Origin of the sequence: Thermogemmatispora aurantia, assembly GCF_008974285.1 — a bacterium.
Classification (GTDB): Bacteria; Chloroflexota; Ktedonobacteria; order Ktedonobacterales; family Ktedonobacteraceae; genus Thermogemmatispora; species Thermogemmatispora aurantia.
The window spans coordinates 108752-125459 of record NZ_BKZV01000004.1 but is presented as its reverse complement, the minus strand read 5'-3'; the positions used below and the strand labels follow the sequence as shown (position 1 = coordinate 125459).

Below are 16708 nucleotides of genomic sequence, written 5' to 3'. Positions count from 1 at the left end.
ACCAGGCTCACAACTCTCCTTCAAGCACGGCATGCCAGGTCCTCCCGCACAAGACGAGCCGTAATGGCGGCGGAAAGCAGGACGCCCGGGATGCCCGCCCCGGGATGGGTGCCAGCGCCCACAAAGTAGAGGCCCCCAACCTGGGCAGCGCGGTTATGTGGACGGAAGTAGGCCGATTGGAAAAGCGTCGGCTCCAGCGAGAAGGCCGCGCCCAGATGACTGCGCAGTTCAGTGGCAAAGTCGAGGGGCGTAAAGCGCTGCTCGTAGACGATGCTGGCACGCAGTCCGTGCAGGCCCGCCTGCTCTTCCAGATAGCGCAGGATGCGCTCGCGGAACGCCAGCGTCTCGCGCTGCCAGTCGACACCGTGCCCAAGATGGGGCACCGGCGCCAGCACATAGAGGCTCTCGCCACCAGGCGGGGCCAGCGTGGCATCGGTGCGGGTCGGCGTGTGCAGATAGAGCGCCAGATCATCCGGCAGACCCTGGCCGTCAAAGAGCTGCTGGATCATCTCCCGATAGTCGTGGGGCATAAAGATGGTGTGATGGCGCAACTGCGGGTACTGCTGCTTCAGTCCCAGGTAGAGCAAGAAGCAGCTCATCGAGTAGCGAGCCTGCTCCAGGCGACGCACCAGCCCTCGGGGGCGTACTTCGGCGGGGAGCAGGCGCAGATAGGTGGTGGCGACGTCGCTATTGGCCACCACCGCCTCGGCCTGCAGGAGAGCGCCGTCGGCCAGTAACACGCCCCAGACCTGCCCGGCGCGCACCAGGATGCGCTCCACGGGCTGGCCGCAGCGCAGCTCGCCGCCTAGCGAGGTGAAGAGGCGCGTCATGGCCTCGACGAGCGCATACATTCCCCCGGGTACGAAGTGGACGCCACCCAGGCGCTCCAGATAGGGAACAATGCTGTAGATAGCGCTGGCCCGGAAAGGGTTCCCGCCGATGAAGAGGGGATGGAACGAGAAGACCATGCGCAACTGCGGATGGCGGAAGTAGCGCGAGACAAAGCGGTAGACGCTGCGGTGGGCCCCCAGGCGCACCAGCTCCGGGGCCACGCGCAGAAAATCGCTCAGGCGCAAGAACGGCTCGCCGGCCAGCTCGGCAAAGGCCCGCCGGTAGATGCGTTCCGTCGCCGTCAGGAAGGCGCGATAGCCGGCCACGTCGCGCGCTTCAAAGCGGGCGATTTCGGCTTCGTCTGCAGCGGGGTCGCCCCAGTAGTCGAAGTGATTGCCGTCGGCAAAGCCGATGCGATAGAAGGGGCGCAACGGCACCAGGGTCAGGTCGTCGTCCAGATGGCGCCCGGCAGCCTGCCAGAGATCCTGCAGGAGCCAGGGCGCGGTCAGCAGACTTGGCCCCATGTCGAAGGTGAAACCCTCGGCCTTGAGCTGGTAGGCCCGCCCCCCAGGCTGGGAACGCGCCTCGATCAAGATGACCTGGGCCCCGGCGGCCTGCAGACGAATGGCCGCTGCCAGGCCGCCGAAACCAGCCCCAATGACAATCACTCGCGGGCGTGCGCCGCTTCCCCCCGCCGGCAGCCTGTTAGCAGCGGATGTCACGCTGGAGCGACTGCTCATGAGTGCAACATCTCCTTTCCGGGAAAGAGGCTCAGGCCCAGCCCCTGGTCGTGATCAAGCCCTGAGAGCACCCGCACGCAACTCTCGAGCGCACTCATGAATTGGGCAGTGTCGGCGTAGAGGCGACGGAAGAGGGGCGCCCCCAGACGCAGGGTCAGCGATGGCGGGCGTGTCTCGCTCCAGATGATACCTGCCGGAACCACTGGAATGCTGCTTCCGCTCGCGCGCTCGGCCAGCTCCACGAGACGGGCCAGGCCGGGCCGGAACGGGAGCAGGGCCTGCTCCGGGGAGCGCGGTGAGGGCTGAGGATCAACCACAGGATAACCCTCGGGGAAGATGACCAGCAGGTCGCCGCGAGAGAGCAGGGCCTGGGACTGACGTAAGGCCCGACGTAGATAAGGAGCGACTTCGCCCATACGGTAGGCACTGATGGCAGCACCTTGCTCCTCGGAGCGCAGGCGCTCAGGACGTAAGATGACTGGCCAGCCGGCCAGAGCACAAAGCAGCTCCATGAGCTGACGCTGCCAACGGCTGCGCGCCCAGTCGAGGGCGACCAGAATGTGCACCGGACGCGGGATCACCCGCAAAAGCAGGCAACCATCGTAGAGATGGTGATAGTGGCGAGCGGCGACAATGACCGGACCGCGGGCCGGCAGGTGCTCGCGTCCCTCGACAATGATGCGCAGCCGGCGACGCCAGAGCAAGAGGGCTGCCCCGGCACGCATGACCAGACGGGTAATCCTCCGCAGCAGGGCCGGCCCTTCTGCCCGTCTGTGCGCTTCAAAGCCACGGCTCCCTTGCGGGGCCTGGGCCAGATCTGGGGCCAGCCCAGCCTGCTCCAAGAGCGTCGGTACAGCGGTTCCACTTCCGCGCTCGCCTCCTTCGCTGCCATCGCGGCGTAGCACCAGGGCCGCCGGTAGTATGCCCAGCAAGAGGCCCAGCAGCGGCGGCAGCCAGAGACCCACGCTCAGATCGAGGACAATGGCAAAGAGGGTATTGGCCGCATAGATGCCAAAGGGCAGCCAGGCCACGCCCTGCAGACGGCCTTCTTCGAGATCGCTGCGCCAGAGCAGGCGACTGACCCCCATATAGAGCAAGCCAGTGACCGACCAGCCCACCAGATTTTGGACGGGCATGCCGAAGTAGGCGCCGCGTACTCCCCACTGCCAGAAGTGCAGAGGCAGCCGCTCGCTGGCCATCGCCGGATCAAGCGTCAGGTCCCAGACGGTCAGCAGGTAGGCACCCAGCAGCACAGTCCACAGGCCACGCCCTCGCTGGCCGACGCCTTGAGCGCGACGGGTCAGGAGCAGATGGGCCAGCAGAAAGGAGGAGAAGCCCATGTAGAACCAGGAGAGCGGGATCGAATAGGGAACGTGATCAAGGATCTTGAAGCCCAGAAAACTGTTGTAGGAGTAGGGGCCGAAGGGAAAGCCGGTCGAGGTTCCGATCAGCTCTATGCTGAGCGAGATCAACGTCGAGGCGGCGAAGAAGATCAGGGTGCGGCGTACCCCCACCACCCGCAGCCCAAACAGGAGCACCGTGGCCGCCCCAAAGAGGATGTGCAGCGAACCGGCATAGTTGATGCCGAAGCTGAAGACCGAGACCAGCAGCGGGCTAAAACTCCACAGTTCGGGATGGGGCAGGGCGATCAATAGCCCGGCGAGACCGAAGATGAGCGCCGCCAGATGGCAAATAAAGAGCACCTTTACGGCTTTCATGCAATACCTCCAGGAGCGTTTCCACGGATGACGAGGCGTCCGCGCCAGCGATGACGACGCCGCAGGGCCTGGCGGCCCAGCTGCAGCGTCACGACCAGGTCGCAGAGCGGAGAGAGCCAGTAAGTCCAGGGTGGACGACGATAAGCACGACGCATGCCCACCAGGGCCCCGAGACGGAGCAGCAGCAGCCCGGTATTCAGGCCCAGCATGGCGACGAGCAGCCAGAGCGAAGCCTGCCGCCAGCGCCTGCGCCCGGCGATCAGCGCGCCCGCGAGCAGGCAGAGCAGGGGGAGAGGCAGAGCCTGGACCAGCAAGACCTCCAGCCAGCCGAGGCAGGTATGCCAGGCGGGACTGAGATGATCATGCAGAGGCAAGGAGCGCGTCCAGTTCTGCCAGGCTTCGCGCGCCGTGCGATACATCTCGACGGAAGCCAGGCTCCCCCCTTCGACGAAGGCCAGGCGTCGACCGCCCTGCACCAGCAGGCGCGCTAAGGTGATGTCCTCACAGAGCGAGTAACGCAAGGGGGCAAAGCCCCCACAGGCAGCCAGGGCCTCGCGCTGCACCAGAAAGCATTGGCCATTAGCCTGGACGCGCAGCCTATCGACCGGCCCCTCATACACCACGCCCGGCAGGCCGTAGCGGTAGACGAGGGTGGCCAGTAGCGAGGGATGGAGCAGGCCCAAGAGCAGCGCTGGCGGCAGCTCCTGCTCCGTGGCCAGGCTGAGGGCCGCCAGCCTGTCGCGGCTGGCGCGGGCCAGCAGTGCGCTCACCAGGCCCGGCCCTGGTCGCACGTCGGCATCAATGGTCAGCACCCAGGGGAAGGTAGGCGGAAGTGCGTGCCAGCCGGCTTCCAGACCCCAGACCTTGCCATTCCAGCCGTCAGGAATCGGGGCAGCGGAGAGCAGGCGCAGACGGCGATCGCGCCGGGCATAGGCAGAGATCAGCTCGTCCGTCCCATCTTCGGAGCCGCCATCGATGACCAGGATCAGCCCAACCTCTGGCCCTTGGGTGAGCAGGCCCTCCAGACAGGGGGCCAGGCGTTCGCGCTCGTTGAGCACAGGCACCAGCACCGCCACGCTGGCTTGCGCGGCGGCATCAGCATGAGGCGAAGAGAGAGCCGTCGGGCGCTGGCCGCCGGTGCTGCGCAACCAGCGGCGGATCACGCGCAGGGTCAGCACCAGCTGCCCTGCTGAGAGCGCGCCCAGCCAGCCCATCCATAGTAGCTTACGGCTCATCCTCAAGGCTCACCTCCAACCCGAAAGCCCCGAGCTGCTCACCACGGCGCCAGAGGCGATCGAGGGTCAGAGCAAGCATGGCCTCGCGCAGCTTCTCCGTCAGGGTTGTATGGGCGCGCGCGCGCAGCACATCGTAGTTGTGCTGCTCAATGGCGTGCAAGATGCGCCGGTAGAGACGCCCGGCCAAGAGAATCGGCAGGCGGCGATCGGGCGGCAGGAGCCAGACCCCGGGCAGGCTCTGGGCATAGCAGAGATGGGTTCGTGCCACCTCGTAGCGCATGAGATCTCGGAAGGCCGCATCTGGCCCCTGACCAGTATCGAGCAGTTGCTTCAAATGAGAGCGGGAGAGACCGAAGCGGGTCAGGTCCTCCAGAGGCAGATAGAGGCGTCCTTTGCGCAGGTCGCCCCCGACATCGCGCAGGATATTGGTCAGCTGCATGGCGATCCCGAGGCCCTCCGCCGCCGCCAGTGCTCCCTCGGAAGTCGCGCCGAGCACGTGGGCCAGGGCCAGCCCAACAGTCCCGGCCACACGATAGCAATAGGCCCGCAAACGGGAGAAGCTGGCGAATTCGCGCGGCCACAAATCCCAGTGCAGCCCCTCTAGAAAATCCAGGAAGAGCGTGCCAGGTACTCCGTAGCGCTCTACCACCTGCGTCAGGCGGCTCCCGAGCGGCTCGCGCGGAGCCGGTCCCTGGTGGTCGGCCAGGAACCAGGCCCGCCAGGCACGCAACTCTTCGGCGATGGCACGCGGCTCCTCCTCTGGCCCACGCTCGTCGACCAGATCGTCGAGCGTGCGGAAAAAGGCATACAAAGTCACAAACGAGGGACGTAGCTCCCCGGGCAGGAAGCGTGCCGCGAAATGGAAGGTTCTCCCGTGGTGCGCAAGCAGGGCCTCCTCTTGGGCTTCACTCGCTGCAGCGGCGGGTACAGGACAGAGTGAGGAAGCGCTAGCAAGCTTCTCTGGCTCTGGAGGTCCAGCTGAAGCCGAAGACGCCCCCTCTCTCTGAAAGCTCGGTTTAACCACGCGCATAGCGGCTATCTGCTCCTCTCCAGCCGGCCCGGCCTTCTCCTGTTCGGCCAGGCCAGACCAGGCCAGGCCAGAACTGGCACCAGCCCATGCCTGGCTCAGCCGACGACAGGGGGCGGAGCAGCCGAGAGCTTCTTCCCAGGTCTGTCAGGCAGGGGACAGACTGGCAGCGGCGAGGGAAAAGGCAAGATCCGCCTGGGGAAGAGCGCGACGGCGACAGGCCGGGCAAGCATCATGGGCATAGCGAGCGTCATACGCTCCTGATCCTTTCCATATGACGCTCCGCCCGGCCCATTCTAGTAACAGCTCTTTGGCGCAGTGAGCCGAGGTGTACGCCGGAGCCGGCCAGTAGACTGGGCAAAGGCGTTCCCCCGAAGAGTGGGGGCAGAGAGCCAGCAAACTTCCCCGATTCAGCCTCATCAGGCGCCGGGAGAGCTGGGGGCAGTCGGCACCGGCGCTAACAGCTGCAGTGTACGCTGGCCGCTGGCCGCTATGTGGACAAGCAGCAGACGCCCATCGCGTAACCAGAATGGGAAGAGCTGGCGTGCGCCGGCCTCCGGCTGCGGCAGCACAATAGGCGAACCAGAGAAGATGTGGACGTAGAGGCGTCCGTCGTCGCTGTAGACCAGGGCGCGCCCATCGGGCGACCAGCTCCAGCCATCCAGCTCTCCCTGCAGCGGGAGACTGAGCAGTGGACGCCCGTCGGGGATCGCCAGGGTCGTCAGCAGCGTGTGACCTGCCGCGTCGCGCCGCGCATAGGTGAGGCGCTGGCTGTCGGGCGACCAGCCAAAGCTGGTGATGGTGAAGTCGCCGATGGGCACCAGCGCTGTCACCTGGCCACTAGCGTGGTTCATCAGATAGATGGCGCGCCCTGGGCCATTCAAGCCTTCGTTGCTGACGAGCAAGGCCAGATAGCGCCCATCGGGGGACCAGGCCAGGTGCTGGACGGCCAGGCGCAGGTTCATGGTGGCCAGGAGCTGCGTCGGATGCCCGCCGCGCGTCGTTTGCCAGAGCTGGGTTTGCCCGTTCGCCCCAGTGACATAGGTGATGGTCGTACTGCCCGCGCCAGGGGTCCAGGTAGCGGCCAGAGCAGCCTCACCCAGCGGGTACATATACTGACCATAGGGCACAAGCGCCAGCAGCGGCTGCTCAGCCCCGGGCGGCGTCACCACGGTGACCAGGGCCGTGCCATCTGGCGACCAGGCGGCGTCGTGGGCCTCGCGCATCGCCAGCAGCTGACTTCCTACAGGATCGCTCAGGCTGGCGGTATACATTACCCCGGGATCGCGTCCATCCTGGATCACCAGATGGTGGCCCGTGGGATCGACGGCTACCAGGCGCCCGCCCTGGGCTAGCGCTGGTGGGGCCGCCAGGGTCTGCACTACCTGGTAACGCACCCCATTGGCCAGCGGCGGCGCTGGTGGCGTCTGCGGCAAGAAAAGCAGCAGTACGAGCACAAGGCAGAGCAGCAGTGTCAAGGTCGCCGCCAGGGCCAGAACCAGGCGCGAGCGGCGGCGGGTGCGCTGGTCGCGGCGCTCAGGAGCACGAGGGGGTAGCCCACTGAGGATGCGCGCACGCAGTTCGGGAGAGAAGTGAATATGGGCGGCCTGCTCCTGCAGGGCGCGCCGAATGACCTCCCCCAGGAGAACATCATCCCCAGGGGTCCGATGATTGACTCGCTCCCGCTCCTCGGCCCCCTGCCGCCCGCGGCGCTCTGCCGACTGGGCAGACTGGTCCGTCGGCAGCTCCTCGCTCGGCTGCGGCTCGTGAGGCGCATCACTCATGCTGTTCCTCCCTCCCTGAAGCGATCTGAGACGGGGGCTCATCGGCACCGGCGGCCTCTTCTTCTGCCGCTGGCCGCTCCTGAGATCTGATCTGCAAGAGGCGGCGCATCTTCTTGAGCGCCAGCTGCAGGCGCTTGCGCAGGGTGTTTTCGGCTACCCCGAGCATGGCGGCGATCTCCGGCATGGTTAGACGATGGTAATAGAAGAGAACCAGCACCGCGCGTTGTTTGACAGGGAGGCGCTGCAAGGCCTCTACCACGTCCAGCCAGTCCTCGATCCGTCCCTCGCGCTGTGTCGCCTTCTGTAGCAGCTGCTCCTGCTCTTCGCCCGTGAGACGCTCACGCAACAGCGCCGCTTGACGCGCAAGCTGGCGCTTGAGGCTAATCGCCTGGTTCACCAGGATCTTGAGCAGCCAGGAGCGCAAAAGCGCCGGGTCGCGCAAGGTCGCCATGTTCTTCCAGGCGAGAAAGAAGGTCTCCTGGACCAGATCCTTTGCTCCTTCCTCATCCTTGACTAACAAATACGCTGTGCGCAAGAGCAGCCCCCCATAGGTATCAACGATGCGCGCAAAGGCCTCTTCATCGCCGGCGAGGCAGCGCGCCACTAGCTCCCTCTCCCACGAGGAGCCAGGGACATCTTCCGCCTGACCCGCTTGACCCGGACGCTCCGCTGGCGACAGCGATTCTATTCCTTCCGCCCCCGTCTCTCCAGCAGGCGACCCCAACCGGCTGTCTCTCTCCACTCCAGATGGTTCCTGTGACACAATGTGTACCTCTCGTTCCTCACATGGCGGCCCCCCGGCCCCATGTTTGTCTTCCTCTTCGGTGGCTTCTCTGATCCAGGTGTTCCATTCTCAGGACGTGCAGAAGATGGCGAATAGGTAATCAGGCGGCGATGTTAGATACTGGTACCATTTTGCGAGAGACCTGACGTCTCCTGGATTGAAGCTTCGAATTCCGGGTACCTCTCTGTTCACGGCCTTCCTGGATCAGGGACGATCGCAGTTTTGTCCTGTTGTCTCGTCATCCTTCCTCCTCACTGGGATGATGTGAACACAGGAGCGGTGGCTCTCGCGACTGGTGCGCGCCAGGCCACCTGTGTCGGGCGCGTGCCAGTCGCCATCAGCCTATCTTCAACAAGGAGGATACTTGATGCGTCGCAATGCTCTATCGGCATGTATGAAAGCGGTCCCCGCCTTTTTGCTGGCGCTGGCGCTTGTGCTCTGGCTACTACCTGGGAGGCAGGCCGCCGCTCAGGGCAACGCCCTGGTGCGGGTCGTTCATGCCTCGCCGGCAGCCGGCAACGTCGATGTCTTTGTCGATGGCGGCAAGCTCTTGAGCAACTTCGCCTTTGGTACGGTCACCGATTATGTCTCCGTGGCAGCGGGGCCGCACCGCATCCAGGTGGCTCCGGCAGGCAAAGGCATCGATGCGGCGGTGATCAACGAGACCGTCTCAGTTGATGCCGATATGGCCTACACGGTGGCCGCCATTGGCGACAGTGCTTCGAATCTGGGCCTGCAGGCTTTTGTCGATAACAACCAGCTCAGCAGTGGCATGGCCAAGGTACGGGTCTACCATCTCTCGCCCAATGCCGGCCCGGTCGATATCGCTACTGGCGGCAAGACGGTCATTAGTGGGCTGACCTATAAGAACGCCAGCGACTATTTGAGTGTGCCGCCCGGCTCCTATACCTTCAATGTGACAGCCACTCAGGCCAATGCCACCGTGCCGGTCTCGGCGACCTTGCAGAGCGGCATGGTCTATAGCGTTTTCGCCGTGGGCCTTTACAAGGGCACCCCGGCATTGAAGTTTGTGGTGGCCGCGGTGAGCGGTGTGCCTGGCATGCCCAATACGGGTAGCGATCCCAATGCCCTGCCACAATCGGCGAGCACGACCACGGTCCTTCCCTGGGTGTCTGGTCTGATCGCGCTGGGGGCCCTGGGCGCGCTGGGGGCCGGCGCATGGGGGATCATGGCCCGGCGGCGTCGCTCGGCGTAGCGCAGGTTCGTCCGGGCGCTCGCCGCGGGATGGGAAGACGAGCTCCCGCGTTCAAGCTCAAGATGCTTCGGCACTCTCTCCCCTCCTCCGACAGCGGGTGCGGCTCAGCGAGCATTCCTCCTGAGCTGCACCCGCCTCTTCTCTACGAAGGAGCCTGGTCTGTGGAAGGAATGGCAAAGCCTACATGTCACGACCGCGGCCAGCCAGGTTTTGGTAGTGGCGGCGTGCGCCGCTGGCTGCTCTTGCTGCTGCCAATCCTGCTGGTCAGCAGTGGGCTGCTGGTGGCAGGCTGCGGCGCGGTCAGTCCGCCAGTAATGGATGGGGGCGCAGGCGTGGAGCGCCAGCCCCCGGCTCCGGTGACGGCGACAGCACCTGCAGCAGTGCCCAATCCGGCGCCGCCGACCCAGCTCCTCATTCCAGCCATTGGTGTAGCGGCTCCCGTCGAGCGTGTCGGCCTGGGTGTCGATGGGACGCTGGCCACGCCCCAACGGCATCCCTGGGATGATGTGGGCTGGTATCGCTTTGGGCCTTTGCCAGGGCAGCCAGGAAGCGCAGTGATAGCGGGACATCTCGACCGGCCCGGAGGCTACCCGGCGGTCTTCTGGAACCTGCACCTGCTGCGACCCGGTATGGCGCTCACCGTTGTGGACGAGCGGGGGCAGCGCTGGCATTTCCGTGTCACGACTGTCGCCTCCTACCCACCCGAGCGGGCGCCGCTCTTTCACATTTTTGCCGATCGCTCGGGGCACTATCTGAATCTCATTACCTGCGCCGGGACCTGGATTCCCAGCGAGCATCAGACGACGGAACGTCTGGTTGTCTACAGCGTGCTCCAGGGAAGCTAGCTTCCTTGGGCACCGCTGGCCGGCGCTGCGGCAGGGGCCGAGGCGGGACCGGCACCTTCCTCAGCGGTGGCGCGCGCCGCCGCCAGGCGCGCCCGTCCGGGCAGGGTCAAGGCCAGGGCAGCAACCGCCAGAGCCAGCCAGAAGGTCACGATATAGGCATCATTGATGCTTTGCATGAACTGCTGCGGTACCAGCGAGCCGAGTAGTTGCCCCGCGGCGGCCTTCTGGGCGGCAGCGGCTGGCAGGCCACGCATCTGCAGTACCTGCACGAGCTGCAGGAAGCGCTGACCAAGGGCGGTGGCAGCATTGTGCAGGTCGTTGCGGGCGGCATCCTGGTAAGCCGTGAGCTGATGGGTCACGATGGTACCCAGCATGGCGATGCCGAAGGATTGGAAGACGTTGCGTGTGGCGTTGAGCAGCGAGCTGGCGCGTGGGAGCTGGGCCGGCTTCAGGCCGGTCAGGGCCACGGTCAGCGTGGTCTGCAGTGTCAGCCCCAGGGCCACGCCCCGAATCGCTGCCAGGGCCATGATCTCCGTGTAGGAGGCATCCAGTGTCAGATGGGCGAAGCCCCAGGTATTGACAGCCAGCAGCAGGCTGCCGACAAAGATCAGCCAGCGCGGGCCGATGCGGTTATAGAGAGCGCCGGCCAGGGGGGTGACGATCCCCGAGCTGATGGCCAGCGGCAGGACCAGCAAGCCGGCCTGCAGGGGAGTGCGCTCGCGCAGGCTCTGCAGGTAGATTGGCAGCAGGAACTCGGCGCCGAAGAGGGCGATCGTGCTCACCCAGCCGATGACACTGGCCACCGTAAAGGTGCGGCGCGTGAAGAGGCGCAGATCGAGCAGGGGATCACGCCGGAATAGCTCAACGACCACAAAGACGGCGAAGGTCAGCAGGCCAATGGAGAGCAAGGTCAGGATACGGGCCGAGGTCCAGCCTTCGCTTGAGCCGCGCTGGATCGCGTAGAGCAGAGTGCCAAAGCTGATCACCGAGAGCAGAATGCCAGGCAGGTCGAGACGGGCAGCGGTGCCACGCCGGCTCTCACGCAGCCAGAAGAAGCCGAGCAGCAGGCCGGCCAGGCCGACCGGGATATTGATGAAGAAGATGTAGCGCCAGTCGAGGTACTCTACAAAGTAGCCACCGAGCACGGGGCCGCTGGCCGGGGCGACGACCAGCGGGATGCCGTAGAGGCCAAAGGCCAGACCGCGCTGCTTTTCAGGAAAGGCCCCAAAGAGTAGCGAGATGCCCAGAGGACCAAGCATGCCGCCCCCCAATCCCTGCAGGGCCCGAAAGACTACCAGCCAGGGGAGCGAGGGAGCAAAGGCGCAGAGCACCGAACCCAGCACGAAGAGAAAGAGCGAGATCAGGTACATGCGCTTGATGCCAAAGCGCTCGGCCAGGTAGCCGGCCAGGGGCGTGATGATGCCCAGGGCCAGCACGTAGGCCGTAAGGACGCCGTCGACCTGGTCAACGGGCGCCTTGAAGACATGCTGGAGAGTGGGCAGAGCTACATTGACGGCGGTGGCATCCAGGATCACCATGAAGGTGCCGAAGACGACCGAGAAAAGGACTTTCCAGCGATAGTTTGGGTCAGCCGGAGCCGCTTCAGCGGGCGCGGCGGGCGCTGTCGATACCTGCTGCCGCTCTTCAGGCTGTGGCTGACCCCCCAGGGTCATATCGGACTCCATTGTGGAGACCTCCTTTTACTTATCAAGTGATAAATTTCTGCGACAAAAAAAGAGGATGCTCAGCGTGCCAGGCCGTAGAGGAGGACGTGCACGAGCAGGGCAGCCTGCTCGCTGGCGAGGGTCTCGCGACGGCTCTCGGCCACGGCGGGCAGGGTTTCGCGTCCCCAGACGACGAAGCGGGACATCAGGCTCATAAAGAGATAGGCGGCCATCCTGGCGTCGACGCCGCCTTCGCTGGGCGAGCGCAGCAGGCCCTGCTCTAAACCGTCGCTGAAGACTGCGGCGATGGGCGCAATCAGGCTCTCTTCGAAAAGCGTGTGGAGCTGCGCGCGCACCTCGGCTGATAGCTCGTAGCGGATGTCGTGCAGCATCAGCGCCAGGTCATGGCGGGTCGTCGTGAGCAGGTAGCTGGCGAGGCGGCGCAGGCGTTCGGCTAGGGGCTCGCTGCGGCGCGCGATGCGCTCCAGGACCGCTTTGAGGCGGGCCAGCTCTTCGCGGGCCATCGCCAGATAGAGGGCTTCTTTGTCGGCAAAATAGTGATAGAGCGCCGGCTGCGTCAGGCCGCAGGCATCAGCAATCTGCCGCGTGGTGACGGCTCGATAGCCGTATTCCATAAAGAGCTGTTGGGCGACCTGCAGAATGAGGCGCCGTGTCTCTTCGCTCTCTTCTTCTTTGACGATGCGCGTCTGACTCTCGCGGGGGCCGCGCCGCGCTGGCTTTTTCATGCTGGTGAGCCAGGCCGCCTTTCTTTCCCGATTGGTCTGCTTATTTATCAACTGATAAGGAGTATATCCCGGGATAGCGGAGATGTCAAGGGCCAGCCACGGGAGAATAGGGAGTAGCGAGCATGGGCCTGCGGCCCGTTTAAGGTGGTGCTTCAAAGGAGGGCAGGAAAGCCTTGTGCATTCTTGGTGAGTGTCTCCTGAATCAGATCCCTCAGATCGTCTTTGGCATGCACTGGCACATGTACGCAGGGGGTCACCAGCCTGCGATCTTCCTGGCGTCTTTCGGAATGTTTGTCTCCGCCACCGCCTCCAGCAGCCAATAGCCGTTCTCGTGCTCCATCCTTCCCTCCTCGCTCGCCGGCCTCGGCCCAGCAGGCAGGGAAGAGCTCCCAGCAGAGGGACGCCCCTCCCTGCCCAGGTTCGCCGGCTCTTCACTTTAGCTTGTCTCCTGGCTTCAGGCCATAGATATATTTTTCCCCTCCCTTTACGACCTCGCGGAAGGCTTGCAGAGCGGTTTTCCTGCCAGTCTGTACTGTCCGATAGGTGTCATTCAGCTCTCCAAATATGAAACCGGCCCTGAAGCGTCAGCAGTGGGCCGGTCCCGGTTTTTCGCTCTCCCAGAAGCACCCTCCTCCAGCGACAACCGCCCTTCTCCTGCTCGTTCGCCAGCGGCCCTGCCTTCCCTGCTCCTCTTAGCTCCCCAATTCCCCCAGTCCACTCTGCTCCAGGACCAGTCGATACGGTTCCCTGCCAGCCATGCCCTATATCCCCCTCTCACTCGCTAGCCCTCTCTCCCTGCGCTGCTCCTCTTCCCTCCAGTATTTCCTCCCCTCGTGCTCGATCAGCCCCGCCAGCCACTCGCCCACACTCTCCGCGATCCGCTTCCACTCCTCCGGCCCATAGCCACTGTCCCCGTCGATCACCCCCCACTCCTCTCCCTCCTCCATCTCCAGCACGATCAGATCCCCATCTCCCAACGTCTCCCCGATCACCAGGTACCGCTCCGGCCACCTCGCACTCCCATATGCCAGCTCCCTAGAGACTGTCTTGCCGTACACCTCCTCCGCCCGATAGAGCCGATAGCCCCACTGGCCCGCCTCCCCATCCACATACAGCTCCATCCCATTGCTCACCTGCAACAGCTCTCGATATCCCCTTGCCAGCCTCCCCCCCAGCTCTGGCCACCTCTGCTGCAGCTCCGTCTCTAACCAGTGCAGCTCTGCCTCCTTCGCTGGCTCCCCAAACTGCATCCACGCCTCCCACTCCTGCCCCTCCTCATCCCTTACCTGCACCTTCCCCCTCGGCCCAACCCGCGCCTTCAGCTCCTTCAGCCTCTTGAGTCCCTCCCGCGTCCACTCCGCTGCCTCCCTCCCTCGCTCGCTCCGCTCCTCCCTCTCCTTCCTGCTCCCTCCTCTCCTCTCTCTCCCTCGCTCCCACTCCCACTCCCGCCACCAGGGCACCATCAACCACCCATGCACCTCCCGATCCACCGGCACCAGGTTCTCCTCCTCATTGCTCCCTCCATACTCCCTCGGCACCACCTGCACCAGATCATAGCGCTTCCAGCCCCCTGGCAACTCCTCCCTCCCCTGCTCCCTCCACCTCCTCACATACCTCCTCCTCTCCGCATACCCCCACGGCTCTCGCTCCCAGGCCGCCAGCCTCCTCCTCTCCCCAAGCTCCGGCGCCTCCACCCGCTCCCCCGTACGCGGGTCCACCACCACCGGCCATCGCTTCCATCTCGCCCGCTTCCTTCCTTTCTCTTCTCCTTCGCTCTGCCCACCCCTCCGCTGTGGCGCAAACCACTGCCAGTAGCCAGCTCCTTGCGCCGTCACCAGCCAGCTGAGCCATTGCCCAAAGCTGTGCGCGATCGCTCGCCACTCCTCAGGCTTCTCTTCGCAATCCCCATACAGCACGATCCCCTCCCCACTCTGCTCACTCACCTCCCCTGTCTCCAGCACGATCGTATCCCGGCCCCCGATCAGCTCCCCGACCACCAGCCCACTCGGCAGCCAGTGCTCATCATAGAGCGTCGCCTGCCACTTCACCTGCTTGCTGATCAGCTCCCCCGTGCTGAAGAGCCGGTACCCCCACTGCCCATACTCCTCATCTCGGTACAGCACCGCCCCATTGCTCTCCTTCAGCCACTCCCGATAGCTCCACGGCAGCGGCACCTTCACCCCCGGCAACGCCAGCCGCAGCCTCGCCTCCAGCTCCTCCAGCTCCTCCTCCCTGGCCGGCTCTCCAAAGCGAAAGCCTGCTTCCCAGCGATAACCCCCTTCCAGGAGTCGCAGGCGCCCTCGCCCGTCCAGGCTCTCCCGCAGCGCACGTATCACCTGCCTCGGATCATACCCTCGGCGATGTTCTTCGATCCGCTTACTTGGTTCCATCGCTCTCCTCCTGTTGATGCGCTTCCGGCTCGCTCTCCTATCCACTGGCTGCCCAGGCCTCCCCCGGCTCTCTCGAAATTCCTTCTTGCCCGCTCTCCTAAAAGCGGAGAGGCTTCTTCACTACTCCCCACCCCATCAGCGGCCCTGCTCTCCCTGGCTCCTCTTAGCTCCCCAGCTCCCCCAGCCCACTCTGCTCCAGGATCAGTCGATACGCCCGCAGCTCCTCCTTCGGCAGTCTTCCCAGCAGCCGCCTCGCTACTTCCCCCTCCTCCGCCTGCGGATACCTCCTCACCACCTCCACCAGCGCCGGCGCCATCCACGGCTCCACTCCCACTCGCTCCAGCACCCTCAACCACACCCCCAGCTCCCGACCCCCTGGCCTCACCCACCCCGCTGCCGGCTCTCCCTCTCTCATCCTCTCTTCCTCCAGCTCCCACACCACTCTGACATACGCCAGTCCCGTCCCCCTCTCCTTCCCTACAGACCCCAGCTCTCTCACCATCTCTCCCAGCTCCCCCTCCTGCCCACCCACCTCTGCCCCCCGCTCCACCCACCTCGGCTCCAGCAGCCTCATCAACCGCTCTTCCTGCCTGCCCGCTCCTCCCTCCTCCGGCAGCTCCCTCAGCAGCCTCTGTACTTGCTCCAGCTCCATCTCCAGCCAATACAGCCGCTCCCCCTCCCTCCAGCTCCGCGACCGGCACGTCCATAGATCATCGCATAGCAGCTGGCAGTAGATCACCTCCACACACCCCCGGACCACCCCCCGATCCATCCCGGGCAGCAGCAGCAGATCCTGTATCCCATAGACATCCTCCTCCCAGGTCGTCTTCCCCGTCGTATATCGCTCGTGATACGGCTCCCACGGCCACAACAGAGCTGCGATCACATGCGGCACCAGCTCCTCCACCGGCACGCGCTGCAGAAAGGTCGCCGCATCAAGCCAGGCCCAATTATTGCGATCGCCCACGTGGTTGAGCACCGCTGGCAACGCTGCCACCTGCGCCGGCAAGGCCATCTCCTGCAGCAGCTCCAGGGCCGTCGTCGCTGAGCCCCGCCGTGGGGGCTCGGCCAGCGTCTCCAGCAGCACCGGCAGCAGCTCCTCCTCCTGCGCCAGCAGACACTCCCTCAGCCTCCTCACCCGCCCCACCAGCCGCTCCCACCCCACCACTCGACTCCGATGCACCAGCAGGTCGTAGCGATCGAAGCGCTCTTGTATCGCGCTCATCTCTGCACCTCTCACCGCTTCCTGGCACTTTTCTTGTTCAGCACACCGAGCACACCGCCACCTCCCCGCCCAGCCTGCCCCCGGCAGGGGCCCGGCCTCCGGACGTGGACCCGCCTCCCGCTGCCTGCAGCGCACGAACACGCTTCCCTCTTCCAGCTGCGCCTGGCCGCTCCGCTGTACGCTGCAGCCGCTATGGGCTCCCTGCCTCTCCTCGCGCTCCGCGTCGATACTCCCTGCGCTGCTCCTCTTCCCTCCAGTATTTCCTCCCCTCGTGCTCGATCAGCCCCGCCAGCCACTCGCCCACACTCTCCGCGATCCGCTTCCACTCCTCCGGCCCATAGCCACTGTCCCCGTCGATCACCCCCCACTCCTCTCCCTCCTCCATCTCCAGCACGATCAGATCCCCATCTCCCAACGTCTCCCCGATCACCAGGTACCGCTCCGGCCACCTCGCACTCCCATATGCCAGCTCCCTAGAGACTGTCTTGCCGTACACCTCCTCT

At 65.0% G+C, this 16708-nt stretch carries 13 protein-coding genes; 2 read left to right on the top strand and 11 right to left on the bottom strand.

From position 1 onward, the window contains the following. Nucleotides 1–20: 20 nt before the first annotated feature. From crtI to KTAU_RS13095, 6 genes are all read right to left on the bottom strand, one after another. Nucleotides 21–1571 (bottom strand): phytoene desaturase family protein, encoded by a 1551-nt coding sequence (gene crtI / locus KTAU_RS13120; protein WP_151728820.1) that lies wholly within the window; start codon nucleotides 1569–1571, stop codon nucleotides 21–23. Continuing rightward, a complete protein-coding gene (locus KTAU_RS13115) occupies nucleotides 1568–3289 on the bottom strand; it encodes a carotenoid biosynthesis protein (RefSeq protein ID WP_151728819.1) in 1722 nt (573 codons plus the stop codon). Before KTAU_RS13115 ends, crtI begins: the two co-directional genes overlap by 4 nt. Next, on the bottom strand, nucleotides 3286–4524 hold the full coding sequence (locus KTAU_RS13110; RefSeq protein WP_151728818.1) for a glycosyltransferase family 2 protein: 1239 nt from the start codon (nucleotides 4522–4524) through the stop codon (nucleotides 3286–3288). The genes KTAU_RS13115 and KTAU_RS13110 overlap by 4 nt, the downstream gene beginning before the upstream one ends. Then, a complete protein-coding gene (locus tag KTAU_RS13105) occupies nucleotides 4514–5554 on the bottom strand; it encodes a phytoene/squalene synthase family protein (RefSeq protein ID WP_151728817.1) in 1041 nt (346 codons plus the stop codon). Before KTAU_RS13105 ends, KTAU_RS13110 begins: the two co-directional genes overlap by 11 nt. Before the next feature lie 416 nt (nucleotides 5555–5970). Then, nucleotides 5971–7335: a TolB-like translocation protein gene (locus tag KTAU_RS13100; protein WP_170293278.1), complete on the bottom strand. Its 1365-nt coding sequence runs from the start codon at nucleotides 7333–7335 to the stop codon at nucleotides 5971–5973. Further along, the gene (locus KTAU_RS13095; RefSeq protein ID WP_170293277.1) at nucleotides 7328–8077 is read right to left on the bottom strand and encodes an RNA polymerase sigma factor; all 750 of its coding nucleotides are present in this window, start codon (nucleotides 8075–8077) and stop codon (nucleotides 7328–7330) included. Before KTAU_RS13095 ends, KTAU_RS13100 begins: the two co-directional genes overlap by 8 nt. Before the next feature lie 409 nt (nucleotides 8078–8486). On the opposite strand from KTAU_RS13095, the gene KTAU_RS13090 reads away from it, so the two are divergent. Both KTAU_RS13090 and KTAU_RS13085 read left to right on the top strand, forming a co-directional pair. After that, complete coding sequence (locus KTAU_RS13090; RefSeq protein ID WP_151728815.1) at nucleotides 8487–9335, top strand: DUF4397 domain-containing protein; 849 nt, start codon at nucleotides 8487–8489, stop codon at nucleotides 9333–9335. Nucleotides 9336–9505: 170 nt separating this feature from the next. After that, nucleotides 9506–10180, top strand: coding sequence for a class F sortase (locus KTAU_RS13085; RefSeq protein WP_228026479.1), 675 nt, complete (start codon nucleotides 9506–9508; stop codon nucleotides 10178–10180). On the opposite strand, the gene KTAU_RS13080 is transcribed toward KTAU_RS13085, so the two are convergent. From KTAU_RS13080 to KTAU_RS13060, 5 genes are all read right to left on the bottom strand, one after another. Next, nucleotides 10177–11865, bottom strand: a complete 1689-nt coding sequence (locus tag KTAU_RS13080) for a DHA2 family efflux MFS transporter permease subunit (RefSeq protein WP_151728813.1) — start codon at nucleotides 11863–11865, stop codon at nucleotides 10177–10179. The two genes, KTAU_RS13085 and KTAU_RS13080, sit on opposite strands and share 4 nt — an antisense overlap. A 59-nt stretch (nucleotides 11866–11924) precedes the next feature. After that, complete coding sequence (locus KTAU_RS13075) at nucleotides 11925–12590, bottom strand: TetR/AcrR family transcriptional regulator (RefSeq protein ID WP_151728812.1); 666 nt, start codon at nucleotides 12588–12590, stop codon at nucleotides 11925–11927. Nucleotides 12591–13351: 761 nt separating this feature from the next. Next, the gene (locus KTAU_RS13070) at nucleotides 13352–14980 is read right to left on the bottom strand and encodes an SMI1/KNR4 family protein (protein WP_151728811.1); all 1629 of its coding nucleotides are present in this window, start codon (nucleotides 14978–14980) and stop codon (nucleotides 13352–13354) included. A 163-nt stretch (nucleotides 14981–15143) separates the two neighbouring features. Next, a complete protein-coding gene (locus tag KTAU_RS13065; RefSeq protein WP_151728810.1) occupies nucleotides 15144–16205 on the bottom strand; it encodes a hypothetical protein in 1062 nt (353 codons plus the stop codon). Nucleotides 16206–16395: 190 nt separating this feature from the next. Continuing rightward, nucleotides 16396–16708, bottom strand: a 313-nt coding sequence (locus KTAU_RS13060; RefSeq protein WP_170293275.1) for an SMI1/KNR4 family protein, incomplete at its 5' end; no start/stop codon positions are given.

Excerpts from the sequence above, each read along its gene's own strand:
- KTAU_RS13065 (WP_151728810.1), bottom strand. The coding sequence starts at position 16,205 with ATGAGCGCGATACAAGAGCGCTTCGATCGCTACGACCTGCTGGTGCAT.
- KTAU_RS13085 (WP_228026479.1), top strand. The coding sequence starts at position 9,506 with ATGGCAAAGCCTACATGTCACGACCGCGGCCAGCCAGGTTTTGGTAGT.
- KTAU_RS13105 (WP_151728817.1), bottom strand. The coding sequence starts at position 5,554 with ATGCGCGTGGTTAAACCGAGCTTTCAGAGAGAGGGGGCGTCTTCGGCT.
- KTAU_RS13075 (WP_151728812.1), bottom strand. The coding sequence starts at position 12,590 with ATGAAAAAGCCAGCGCGGCGCGGCCCCCGCGAGAGTCAGACGCGCATC.
- KTAU_RS13110 (WP_151728818.1), bottom strand. The coding sequence starts at position 4,524 with ATGAGCCGTAAGCTACTATGGATGGGCTGGCTGGGCGCGCTCTCAGCA.
- KTAU_RS13080 (WP_151728813.1), bottom strand. The coding sequence starts at position 11,865 with ATGGAGTCCGATATGACCCTGGGGGGTCAGCCACAGCCTGAAGAGCGG.
- KTAU_RS13100 (WP_170293278.1), bottom strand. The coding sequence starts at position 7,335 with ATGAGTGATGCGCCTCACGAGCCGCAGCCGAGCGAGGAGCTGCCGACG.
- KTAU_RS13070 (WP_151728811.1), bottom strand. The coding sequence starts at position 14,980 with ATGGAACCAAGTAAGCGGATCGAAGAACATCGCCGAGGGTATGATCCG.
- KTAU_RS13115 (WP_151728819.1), bottom strand. The coding sequence starts at position 3,289 with ATGAAAGCCGTAAAGGTGCTCTTTATTTGCCATCTGGCGGCGCTCATC.
- crtI (WP_151728820.1), bottom strand. The coding sequence starts at position 1,571 with ATGAGCAGTCGCTCCAGCGTGACATCCGCTGCTAACAGGCTGCCGGCG.
- KTAU_RS13090 (WP_151728815.1), top strand. The coding sequence starts at position 8,487 with ATGCGTCGCAATGCTCTATCGGCATGTATGAAAGCGGTCCCCGCCTTT.